9 protein-coding genes, 1 other RNA gene and 1 pseudogene are annotated in these 11,311 nt (G+C 70.1%); 8 read left to right on the top strand and 3 right to left on the bottom strand.

What is annotated here, in order from left to right; genetic code table 11:
• Positions 1 to 185: 185 nt before the first annotated feature.
• The 4 genes from ABTZ94_RS32525 to ABTZ94_RS32510 all read left to right on the top strand — a co-directional run bounded on the left by ABTZ94_RS32525 (position 186) and on the right by ABTZ94_RS32510 (position 4,385).
• Complete coding sequence (locus tag ABTZ94_RS32525) at positions 186 to 1,220, top strand: ABC transporter substrate-binding protein (protein WP_351206225.1); 1,035 nt, start codon at positions 186 to 188, stop codon at positions 1,218 to 1,220.
• 287 nt (positions 1,221 to 1,507) lie between these two features.
• Positions 1,508 to 2,350: a Nif3-like dinuclear metal center hexameric protein gene (locus ABTZ94_RS32520; RefSeq protein ID WP_351206223.1), complete on the top strand. Its 843-nt coding sequence runs from the start codon at positions 1,508 to 1,510 to the stop codon at positions 2,348 to 2,350.
• A complete protein-coding gene (locus tag ABTZ94_RS32515) occupies positions 2,347 to 3,090 on the top strand; it encodes a zinc ribbon domain-containing protein (protein ID WP_351206229.1) in 744 nt (247 codons plus the stop codon). The genes ABTZ94_RS32520 and ABTZ94_RS32515 overlap by 4 nt, the downstream gene beginning before the upstream one ends.
• The gene (locus ABTZ94_RS32510) at positions 3,090 to 4,385 is read left to right on the top strand and encodes a bifunctional RNase H/acid phosphatase (protein WP_351206221.1); all 1,296 of its coding nucleotides are present in this window, start codon (positions 3,090 to 3,092) and stop codon (positions 4,383 to 4,385) included. Before ABTZ94_RS32515 ends, ABTZ94_RS32510 begins: the two co-directional genes overlap by 1 nt.
• 44 nt (positions 4,386 to 4,429) lie before the next feature.
• On the opposite strand, the gene eda is transcribed toward ABTZ94_RS32510, so the two are convergent.
• Positions 4,430 to 5,050: a bifunctional 4-hydroxy-2-oxoglutarate aldolase/2-dehydro-3-deoxy-phosphogluconate aldolase gene (eda, locus tag ABTZ94_RS32505; protein WP_351206219.1), complete on the bottom strand. Its 621-nt coding sequence runs from the start codon at positions 5,048 to 5,050 to the stop codon at positions 4,430 to 4,432.
• A gap of 75 nt (positions 5,051 to 5,125) precedes the next feature.
• Positions 5,126 to 5,926, bottom strand: coding sequence for a peroxide stress protein YaaA (yaaA, locus tag ABTZ94_RS32500; RefSeq protein ID WP_351206217.1), 801 nt, complete (start codon positions 5,924 to 5,926; stop codon positions 5,126 to 5,128).
• A gap of 221 nt (positions 5,927 to 6,147) precedes the next feature.
• On the opposite strand from yaaA, the gene ABTZ94_RS32495 reads away from it, so the two are divergent.
• Positions 6,148 to 7,590 (top strand): RNB domain-containing ribonuclease, encoded by a 1,443-nt coding sequence (locus ABTZ94_RS32495; RefSeq protein ID WP_351206215.1) that lies wholly within the window; start codon positions 6,148 to 6,150, stop codon positions 7,588 to 7,590.
• A gap of 216 nt (positions 7,591 to 7,806) precedes the next feature.
• Here ABTZ94_RS32495 and ABTZ94_RS32485 read toward each other — a convergent pair.
• A pseudogene (locus tag ABTZ94_RS32485) lies at positions 7,807 to 8,139 on the bottom strand (MerR family transcriptional regulator); the annotation flags it as partial.
• A 179-nt stretch (positions 8,140 to 8,318) separates the two neighbouring features.
• Between ABTZ94_RS32485 and ABTZ94_RS32480 the strand changes: the two are divergent.
• From ABTZ94_RS32480 to dnaK, 3 genes are all read left to right on the top strand, one after another.
• A complete protein-coding gene (locus ABTZ94_RS32480) occupies positions 8,319 to 8,888 on the top strand; it encodes a Uma2 family endonuclease (RefSeq protein WP_351206227.1) in 570 nt (189 codons plus the stop codon).
• Positions 8,889 to 8,940: 52 nt separating this feature from the next.
• Positions 8,941 to 9,342, top strand: an RNA gene (gene rnpB / locus ABTZ94_RS32475) — RNase P RNA component class A.
• 803 nt (positions 9,343 to 10,145) lie between these two features.
• On the top strand, positions 10,146 to 11,311 hold a 1,166-nt coding region (dnaK, locus tag ABTZ94_RS32470; protein WP_351206213.1), incomplete at its 3' end, for a molecular chaperone DnaK.

Below are 11,311 nucleotides of genomic sequence, written 5' to 3'. Positions count from 1 at the left end.
ACACCACGTGATCATTCCGGGGCCGTCGCCATGCCCGGAAGGCAGATCACGACCGTCACGCATCACGCATGATCAGCCACCCGACAGGCTCTGAGGGGGAGGGGGTGCCTGTGCTCGGCGCAAAGTGAGTGAGTAAGGTAAGGCGAACCTAAGTAAACCTGTGTGACCTTCGACTGGAGCAAGTGATGTCCCTTCGTCGCCGCGGCACTGCCGCAGTCGGCCTGGCAGTGGCTGCCACCCTTTCCCTCTCGGCCTGCGGGAGCGACGACGGAGGCTCGGCCAAGTCCGAAGGCGGCGGTGACAAGAAGGCGGCCGTCGCGACGGGCGGCAAGGACTTCGGCGACGCCGCGAAGAAGACGGCGGAGTACGGGACCGACGCCAAGGCGGGCCAGTTCCCCCGGACCCTCACCCATGCCATGGGCGAGACGGAGATCAAGTCCGCCCCCGAGCGCGTTGTCGTGCTGGACGTCGGCGAGTTCGACAATGTCGTCTCGCTGGGTGTGAAGCCGGTCGGCTACGCCCCCTCCGAGGGCGACGCGGCCATCCCCTCGTACCTGAAGAAGGAAGCGGGCAACCCGAAGAATGTCGGCACGATCAACAACCTCAACCTTGAGGCGATCGCCGGCCTGAAGCCCGACCTGATCCTCGGCAGCCAGCTGCGCGCCGCCGACAAGTACGACGCGCTCTCCAAGATCGCGCCGACCGTGTTCTCCATCCGCCCGGGCTTCACCTGGAAGGAGAACTACCTCCTCAACGCCGCGGCGCTGGACAAGACCGCCAAGGCAAAGAGTGAGCTCGCCGCCTACGAGACGAAGGCCAAGAAGCTCGGCGAGGACATCGGCCCGAACAAGCCGACCATCTCCATGGTCCGCTACCTGCCGGACAGGATCCGCCTCTACGCCAAGGCGTCTTTCATCGGCACGATCCTCGACGACGCCGGTCTGCCGCGGCCGAAGAACCAGCAGATCAACGACCTCGCCGCAGAGGTCAGCCCGGAGAAGATCGACGAGGCCGACGCCGACTGGATCTTCACCGGCGTCTACGGCGACGTGAAGGCCACCAAGCGCGACACCACCCAGTCCAACCCGCTGTGGAAGAACCTCAAGGCGGTCAAGGACGGTCGGGCCAAGGACGTCTCCGACGAGACCTGGTACCTCGGCCTCGGTGTCACGGCCGCGAACCTGGTCCTCGACGAGCTCCGCGCCGACCTCGTGAAGTAACGACCTCGCCCACGATTGTCAGCGGCGTCGCGGCGTCCGGGACCTCCGTCTCCGGCGTTGTCGTCAGTCGCCGACGCTCCTTCCCCAAGCTCTCAGCTGCGTTCGAGCAGGGGAGACCCCATCCGACTCCTTCCTCCGCCTTGGATCCGAAGGTCCCGGACGCCGCTCCTTCTCCCACTGCCAATCGTGGGCGAGGTCGTAACGATTCGTTGGCAGGCTGTCGGCCCGTCCGTACGGGTGACCGAAGCCATGGGTGACGGGGCACGGAGGGCAGGTAGCCTTTCCTTGTGCCCCGTCTGTCTGAAGTCCTCGCCGAGCTCGACGCTCTCTGGCCGCCCGAGCGGGCCGAAGGTTGGGACGCGGTCGGCACCGTCTGCGGAGACCCCGCATCGCAGGTCGACCGTGTGCTCTTCGCCGTCGACCCCGTCCAGGAGATCGTCGACGAGGCACTCGGGCTCGGCGCCCAACTGATCGTCACCCACCACCCGCTCTATCTGCGGGGCACGACGACGGTCGCGGCCGACACCTTCAAGGGCCGGGTCGTGCACACCCTCATCAAGCACGACATCGCGCTGCACGTCGCCCACACCAACGCCGACACCGCCGACCCGGGCGTCTCCGACGCCCTCGCCGGTGCGCTCGACCTGCGGGTAGTGGGGCCCCTCGTACCGGATCCGGCCGACCCCGAGGGCCGTCGCGGCCTGGGCCGGATCTGTGTGCTCGACCACCCCGAGAGCCTGGCCGACTTCGCCGCCCGCGCCGCCGGCCGGCTGCGGGCCACCGCGCAGGGCATCCGGCTCGCGGGCGACCCGGAGGCGACGGTGCACACCGTCGCGGTCAGCGGCGGCTCCGGCGACAGCCTCTTCGACGCGGTACGCGCTGCCGGCGTCGACGCCTTCCTCACCGCCGATCTGCGCCACCACCCCGCCTCCGAGGCCATCCAGCACTCCCCGCTGGGCCTGATCGACGCCGCACACTGGGCCACCGAATGGCCGTGGTGCGAACAGGCCGCAGCGCAGCTCGACGCGATTTCCGACCGCCACGGATGGGACCTGCGGGTCCATGTCTCGAAGCAGGTCACCGACCCCTGGACCACCACCACCCACCACTCTTCTGGAGCCCCCAACTGAACGCCGCGCCCGCCGACCAGATCCGACTCCTCGACGTCCAGGCCTTCGACGTACGCCTGTCGCAGCTCGCGCACCGGCGCAAGTCGCTGCCCGAGCACGCCGAGATCGAGTCGCTCACCAGCGACCTCGCGCAACTACGCGACCTGCTGGTCGCCTCGCAGACCGAGGAGAGCGACACCGCCCGCGAGCAGACCAAGGCGGAGCAGGACGTCGACCAGGTGCGCCAGCGCGCCGCCCGCGACCAGCATCGCCTCGACTCGGGTGCGATCACCTCGCCCAAGGACCTGGAGAGCCTCCAGCGCGAGATCGCCTCGCTGGCCAAGCGCCAGGGCGACCTGGAGGACGTCGTCCTCGAAGTGATGGAGCGCCGCGAGTCCGCCCAGGAGCGTGTCACCGAGCTGTCCGACCGGGTCTCGGCCGTCCAGGCCAAGGTCGACGACGCGACCGCCCGCCGTGACGCCGCGACCAAGGAGCTCGACGAGGAGGTCGCGACCGTCACGAAGGAGCGCGAGCTCGTCGCCGGCTCCGTACCGGCGGACCTGCTCAAGCTGTATGACAAGCTCCGCGCCCAGTCGGGCGGGGTCGGCGCCGCCCGCCTCTACCAGCGCCGCTGCGAGGGCTGCCGGCTGGAGCTGAACATCACCGAGGTCAACGATGTGAAGGCGGCCTCCCCGGACACCGTCCTGCGCTGCGAGAACTGCCGCCGCATCCTGGTCCGTACGGCGGAGTCGGGCCTGTAATGACCCAGCCGCGCCACTTCGTCATCGAGGCCGACGGCGGTTCCCGGGGCAACCCCGGGCCCGCCGGTTACGGTGCGGTCGTCATCGACCCGGTGACGGGGGAGACCCTTGCCGAGGCCGCCGAGTACATCGGTGTCGCGACGAACAACGTCGCCGAGTACAAGGGCCTCATCGCGGGGCTGAGGGCGGCGAAGGCGCTGGTGCCGGACGCCTCGGCGGACGGTGCGCTCCAGGTGCGGGTCCGGATGGACTCCAAGCTGGTCGTGGAACAGATGTCGGGCCGCTGGAAGATCAAGCACCCCGACATGAAGCCGCTCGCGGCGGAGGCGGCCAGGATTCTGCCGGCCTCCGCCGTCACGTACGAGTGGATCCCGCGCGAGAAGAACAAGCACGCGGACCGGCTCGCCAACGAGGCGATGGACGCGGGCAAGCGCGGCAAGCAGTGGGAGCCGTCGTCGTCGACGGCCGCCCTCGACACCCCCCGGCCCTCGACGACCGCCGACCTGCCATCCGTCTCGGGCCCGCCCGGCGACGCGGCAGCGGGCGCGGCCAGGGCCCGCGCGGCCCTGGCCTCCCGGCCGGGAGCCGGAACGGGCACGGCAACGACCGCGGCCACGGCTGCCGCATCCCCGGCCGCACCCCGGGTGGGCTGGGCCGCGGCGCCCGATCTCGGGGCGCCCGCCACCTTCGTACTGCTCCGGCACGGCGAGACGGCCCTCACCCCCGAGAAGCGGTTCTCGGGCAGCGGCGGCAGCGACCCCGAACTCTCGTCGACCGGCCGTCACCAGGCCGAACGCATCGCCCAGTCGCTGGCCGCCCGCGGCACGATCGAGGAGATCGTCAGCTCCCCGCTGCGCCGCTGCCGCGAAACAGCGGCCGCGGTGGCGGCCCGGCTCGGCCTGGAGGTCCGGATCGAGGACGGCCTGCGCGAGACGGACTTCGGCGCCTGGGAGGGTCTGACGTTCGCCGAGGTGCGTGAGCGTTACGGCCCCGACCTGGACGCCTGGCTCGCCTCGGCGAAGGCGGCCCCCACCGGGGGCGGCGAGAGCTTCGCCGAGGTCGCCCGCCGCGTCGCGGCCACCCGTGACCGCCTCATCGCCCGCTACGCGGGCCGCACGGTCCTCCTGGTCACCCATGTGACGCCGATCAAGACCCTGGTCAGGCTGGCGCTGGGCGCCCCGCCGGAAGCCATGTTCCGTATGGAACTCTCGGCGGCCTCGGTGTCCGCGGTGGCGTATTACTCGGACGGGAATGTGTCGCTCAGGCTGCTGAATGACACGTCGCATCTGAGGTAGGGGATGCCGGACGTCGGCAACCGACGCGTCCGGCACCCGCCCCCTCAGCCGCTCAGTGCCGCCGCCTCGCTCGCCAGCCGCTCCACCCGCGCCCAGTCCTTCGCCGCCACCGCGTCCGCCGGGACCATCCAACTGCCGCCCACGCAGCCGACGTTGGGCAGCGCCAGATAGGACGGCGCGGAGGCGGGCGAGATGCCGCCCGTGGGGCAGAACCGGGCCTGTGGCAGCGGCGAGGAGAGCGCCTTCAGATACGCCGTGCCGCCCGCCGCCTCGGCCGGGAAGAACTTCATCCCGGTGACCCCGTGCTCCAGCAGCGCGACCACCTCGGACGCCGTCGAGACGCCCGGCAGGAACGGCACCCCCGATGCCTTCATCGCGTCCAGCAGGGTGTCCGTCCAGCCGGGGCTGACCAGGAACCGGGCCCCCGCGGCGACGGTGTCGGAGACGTTCCGTACGGAGATCACCGTGCCGGCCCCGACCACCGCGTCCGGCACCTCGGCCGCGATGGCCTTGATCGCATCCAGTGCCGCGGCGGTGCGCAGCGTCACCTCGATGGCCGGGAGCCCGCCCGCGACCAGGGCCCGGGCGAGCGGCACCGCGTCGGCGGCATCCTCCAGGACGACAACGGGGACGACGGGGGCAAGGTCCAGCACAGAGGAGGTCATGGGCTCATCCTGCCGCGCCCACCGCACAGTACGCAACGAGCGTTGCATATGTTGCAATGCGGTGGCTTTCCCGGTTCAGTGGATCTCGGTCACCACGACATCGAGCGACCACGCCCGCCCGGCCCGTGCGGGGGCCTCGGCCTCCACTACGTACCCGAGCTCCCGCAATGTCTCCACCAGTTCCGCGGGCCCCTTCGGCCGTGCGCCCGCCAGCAGCAGATCGCGGACCATCCGCCCCTTCGTCGCCTTGTTGAAGTGGCTGACCACGGAGCGCTTCTCGACCCCGTTCACCATCTGGGAGTGCAGCACCCGCACGCTCGCCGTGCGCTCGGCCACCTCACCCTTCGGCTTCCAGGCCGCGGTGTACGCGGAGGACCGCAGGTCCAGTACGAGCCCGTCCCCGGCCGCCTCCGGCATGACCTCCGCCATCGGGTCACGCCAGTACGCCCCGAGCGCGCCCAGCCCCGGCAGCTTCACGCCCATCGAGCAGCGGTACGAGGGAATCCGGTCTCCCACCCGCACGGCGCCCCACAGCCCGGAGAAGACCAGCAACGACTTTCCGGCCCGCCGCCTGGCCGTCGTGTCCAGGGAGGCCAAATCCAGGGCGTCGTACAGCACGCCCGTGTAGATCTCCCCGGCCGGACGCGTCCCCGCCGTCCGCAGCTCGACGTTCTTCGTGATCTCGCCGCGCAGCCCCTCGCTCAGCCCGAGCACCTCACGGGCCTTCTCCTCGTCCGCCGCACACAGCTCGACCAGCTCGTCGAGGACCGCGGCCCGCGCCGCGGCCAGGCCCGGCAGCGACAGCGACTCCGGCTTCAGGGGTGCTCCGCGCCCCGACGCGGCCTTTCCTTCGGAGGGCGGCAACAGCACGAGCACGGCGGTTCTCCTTCGTACGTACGCACAGGTAAACGGGCTGAGAAGGCCCTCGCACCAGCGTACGGGGGCACCGGCACCGCACTGGGGGGCCTGCCCGCGTATCGGGGCAGGGCAGGTCCCGTGCCGGTCCTCGAACCGTCATCCGCCGTGCGACGACCGGCACGCACACGGTCGCCGCCACCCAGGATGCCGCCCGGCCCGCCCCGCCATACGCTCGTTCCATGCCCCGCCGCCATCTCCATATGACCGGGCCGGCCGAGACCCCGCTGAGGGCGGCCCTGCGCAAGCTGCGCACCGAGCTCGAACTGCCCCACGGCTTCCCGCCCGACGTTCTCGCCGAGGCGGCGCAGGCCGCGCGGGCCCCGGCGGTGTCGGCCCACAAGGACGCGACGGATCTGCCGTTCTTCACCATCGATCCGCCCAGATCGACCGACCTCGACCAGGCCATGCACCTCGAACGCCGCCGCCACGGCTTCCGCGTGCGCTACGCCATCGCCGATGTCGCCGCCTTCGTACGCCCCGGCGGCGCACTCGACACCGAGGCCCACCGTCGGGTGGCGACCCTCTACTTCCCCGACGGCAAGGTGCCGCTCCACCCCACCCTGCTCTCCGAGGGCGCCGCCAGCCTCCTCCCCGGACAGACCCGCCCCGCCCTGCTCTGGCAGATCGACCTGGACTCCGAGGGCGGCGCCGTCACCACCTCGGTGCGCCGGGCCCTGATCCGCAGCCGCGCCAAGCTCGACTACGTGGGCGTCCAGCGGCAGATCGACACCGGCGCCGCCGAGGAGCCCCTCGCCCTGCTCCGGGACATCGGACGGCTCCGCGAGGAGCAGGAGGTCGCCCGCGGCGGCATCTCCCTCAACGTGCCCGAGCAGGAGGTCGTCGAGCGCGACGGCACGTACGGCCTGGAATACCGCGCCCCGCTGCCCGCCGACGGCTGGAACGCCCAGATCTCCCTGCTGACCGGCATGGCCGCCGCCCACCTCATGACGGAGACCGGCACCGGCATTCTGCGGACCCTGCCGGTCGCCCCCGACGGCGCCGTGGCCCGGCTCCGGCGCTCGGCCGAGGCGCTGCACATCGACTGGCCGCACCATGTCCCGTACGCCCAGGTCGTCCGCTCCCTCGACCCGAGGAAGGCCAACCACGCCGCTTTCCTCCAGGAGTGCACCACCCTGTTGCGCGGCGCCGGCTACACCGTCTTCGACCACGGCGAACTCCCCACCCCCGCCGTTCACGCCGCTGTCGCCGACCTCTACACGCACTGCACCGCCCCGCTGCGCCGCCTCGTCGACCGGTACGCGGCCGAGCTGTGCCTCGCCGCCGTCGCGGAACAGGACCCGCCCGAGTGGGTCCTCGCCGCGCTGCCCGGCCTGCCTAAGGAGATGGCGGACGGAACCAGGCGCGCCAACACGGTGGAGCGCGAGTGCGTCGACGTGGTCGAGGCAGCGCTGCTCAAGGACCGGATCGGTGAGGTCTTCGACGCGTACGTGGTCGACGTGAAGGAGCAGGAGCCCACCACGGGCACCGTCCACATCGACGACCCGGCCGTCGTCGCCCGGGTCGAGGGCGGCACGGCGAGACTCCCGCTGGGGGAGCGGCTGCGGGTCAGGCTCGCCCAGGCGGATCCTGGCTCGGCGAAGGTCCTCTTCGCCCCTGCGTGAGCGCGGCCACGGCGGCAACCGGATCATCCGCATGGAACCGCACCGTCCGCGCCCACCCCCGCTTCCCGAGCAGCCGCACGAACGCCACCGGAGCGACCAGCTCCACGGTGACCGTCGTCTGACCGCCCACGACGAGGTCGAGCACCCCGTCCGTACCCAGCCGCACCAGCCCGCCCTCGGGGAAACGCCGCTCGACCCGCGCACCGGCGGGAACTCCTCGGCGCTCACCGGCCCGTCCAGCAACCGGGCGAGCCGACGCCGCCGCTCCCGGATCTCATTCTCCTGCCGGGCCAGATCCGCATCCAACTCGACGAGTACGTCGACCAGTTCGTGCCCGGCGTCGTCGGCGAGGACGTCCCGTACCTCGTCCAGACCGAGCCCGAGCTCGGTGAGCCGCCGGATCCGGGCCAGCACCACGGCGTCGCGCACGCTGTAGGCGCGATAGCCATTGGCCCGGCGCCCGGGCTCGGGAAGCAGTCCGATGTGGTGGTAGTGCCGGATCGCCCGCGAGGTGACCCCGACGAGCGCGGCTATCTCTCCGATGCGCATGGGACCAGTAGAAACGTTGACGTCGCGGCAGGGTCAAGCACTCACCGCACCCGTCCGCATCTGACAACTCCGCACCCTCCTGTGCCACGATCGAAGGAAGTACTCCCATCTCACGGACGGCTGATCCACTGATGCCCCAATCTGGCGAGCGACCGAGGAAGGGGCGTGACATGACTGCCATGCCGCACGAACCGCTCACGCAGGCGGACGTCCTGCTGGAGGGCTTCCTGGCGCTGGATACGCCGGAAGGCTTCCGGGCCGAGCTGATCGAGGGGGAGATTGTCGTGACGCCGCCGCCGGACGGGGACCACGAGGACTACATCAGCCTGATTCTGAAGCAGGTGATCAGGCTCGCCCGGACCGATATGGACTTTTCCGGGAACAAGGGACTCAAGCTGAAGAGCGGCGGACGCTGCCCCAGGAACCACGTCATTCCCGACGGCACCTTCGCCCCCACCGACCTGCGGCTGTACCGGGGAGCCGAACCCTGGATGCCGTGCGAGGGGGTGGCCCTCGTCGTCGAGGTCACCTCGACCAAGCCCCGGGCCGACCGTACGGACAAGCGTCACTGCTATGCCCGCGGACCCATCCCGCTCTACCTCCTGGTCGACCGCGAGGAGTCCTCGGTGACGCTGTTCAGCGACCCGGAAGGGGACGACTACCGTCAGCACTGCACGATCCCGTTCGGCAAGACGCTCAGTCTCCCCGCGCCGTTCGCCTTCGACCTGGAGACCGAGGCATTCCTCTGAGCCGTCCGTCCGGCGGTCCCCGCCAGGCGGGTAGCATGGTCGGCACGGCAGACGAGCCGGGCGGACGGCCGCGTGGGGACCCTCGGGTCTCCCCGAGGAACGTCCGGGCTCCACAGGGCAGGGTGATGGCTAACGGCCACCCGGGGTGACCCGCGGGACAGTGCCACAGAAAACAGACCGCCGGGGACTTCGGTCCTCGGTAAGGGTGAAACGGTGGTGTAAGAGACCACCAGCGCCTGAGGTGACTCAGGCGGCTAGGTAAACCCCACCCGGAGCAAGGTCAAGAGGGGCCGTCGCAAGACGGCCCTGCGCGAATGTCCGAGGGCTGCCCGCCCGAGTTCGCGGGTAGACCGCACGAGGCCGGCAGCAATGCCGGCCCTAGATGGATGGCCGTCTCCCCGGCCGCCGCGAGGCGACCGGGCGACAGAACCCGGCGTACAGCCCGACTCGTCTGCCGCCCTGACTTTCTGCAGGTCAGGGCGGTTTCTTTGCGTTGTAGACATTCTGGTGGGCGCGGATCGGGGGCGTACCGGCTCGGAACATGGCTGCCCCGACCTGGGAGCCCACTGGAATAGCGGGACAATCCGCCCGGGTGGACGCCGTGCGGACCTCGCAGCCCGCATTGACGCCATTACCCGTCGCACCGACCGACTCCGCCGGAGCAGCAGCGACCACCACCGAACCACCACCTGACACCGACGACCCGGCACGGCTCACTCGCTGGGAGATCCCTTGATCCGGTTTCCGCCCCGCGTACTTCTTCCACCGTGGGGAACAAAACCCCTACGAGAGGTCGGCGGAACCTCGTGACCGCATCGGCCGAGACGCTCGTGTCTGCGCCATGCGGGGCAGGGTTGCGCCCTCCGCAGAGCCGCTCCTCGGAGGAGTTCTCCGATGACCACCACGCTCAAGGCCGCATCTCTGGCGCCCGCACACCGTGACCATCTCCTGAGTTTTGCCGACAACGTGTCGTGCACACCGGTTTCCTGGGCCGCCGCGACCTCGCCGACCGAGTGGACCGCCTCGTCCTGCGGATCGAGAGCCTGCGCCGTACGCAGACAACGCAAACCGAGAGCACGCGCCGTACGCAGACAACGCCGCATTGTGAACAGGCCACCGGAGCAGCGGAGCCCGAACGCCACACGGCGCAGGACAGAGAGGTGAATCAGCAGACAGAAACCAAATCGATCAACAGCCGACTCGGGCCCACTCGGTTTGATCCGTGACAGGCACCGAGTGCTGGGAATGGAGGCAGTGATGGCACGGGCAGTGGGCATTGACCTGGGAACGACGAACTCTGTGGTGTCTGTGCTCGAGGCCGGTGAGCCGACCGTCATTCCGAACACCGAGGGCGCGCGGACCACGCCGTCGGTGGTGGCGTTCGCCAAGACGGGTGAGGTGCTGGTCGGCGAGGTCGCCAAGCGGCAGGCCGTGACGAATGTCGAACGCACCGCGCGGTCGGTCAAGCGGCACATGGGGGACGCTCACTGGCGTTTCCCCGAGTCGGGTGACATCGACGGCAAGCGGTACACCGCGCAGGAGATCTCCGCGCGGGTGCTGCAGAAGCTGAAGCGCGATGCCGAGGCATACCTCGGGGAGGACGTGACGGACGCGGTGGTCACTGTGCCGGCGTACTTCAATGACTCTCAGCGCACGGCGACCAAGGAGGCGGGGCAGATCGCGGGCCTGAACGTGCTGCGGATCATCAACGAGCCGACGTCCGCGGCGCTGGCTTACGGCCTGGACAAGGAGAACGACCAGACGATCCTGGTCTTCGACCTCGGTGGCGGCACGTTCGACGTATCGCTGCTGGAGATCGGCGAGGGCCTGGTGGAGGTGAAGGCGACCAACGGCGACACACACCTCGGCGGTGACGACTGGGACCAGCAGGTCGTCGACTACCTGGTGAAGCAGTTCAAGAACGGCTACGGCGTGGACCTGTCCAAGGACAAGATGGCGGTGCAGCGTCTGCGCGAGACCGCGGAGAAGGCAAAGATCGAGCTGTCGTCCGCGACCGAGACGACGATCAACCTCCCCTACATCTCGGCGTCGGCAGAAGGCCCGCTGCACCTGGACGAGAAGCTGACGCGTGCCCAGTTCGAGCAGCTCACGGCGGCTCTGCTGGAGCGCTGCAAGGGCCCGTTCCACAACGCGGTCAAGGACGCCGGGATCAAGGTGTCGGACATCGATCACGTGATCCTGGTGGGCGGTTCGACGCGGATGCCGGCCGTGACCGAACTGGTGAGGGAGCTGACCGGCAAGGATCCGCACAAGGGTGTGAACCCGGACGAGGTCGTCGCCATCGGTGCCTCGCTCCAGGCCGGTGTTCTCAAGGGCGAGGTCAAGGACGTCCTGCTGCTCGACGTCACCCCGCTGTCCCTCGGTATCGAGACCAAGGGCGGCATCATGACGAAGCTCATCGA

The organism is Streptomyces sp. NPDC002785 (assembly GCF_040295565.1).
In the GTDB taxonomy this organism is placed as follows: domain Bacteria; phylum Actinomycetota; class Actinomycetes; order Streptomycetales; family Streptomycetaceae; genus Streptomyces.
Note: the sequence above shows the minus strand (reverse complement) of the source record. Positions and strands in the feature narration are given on the sequence as shown.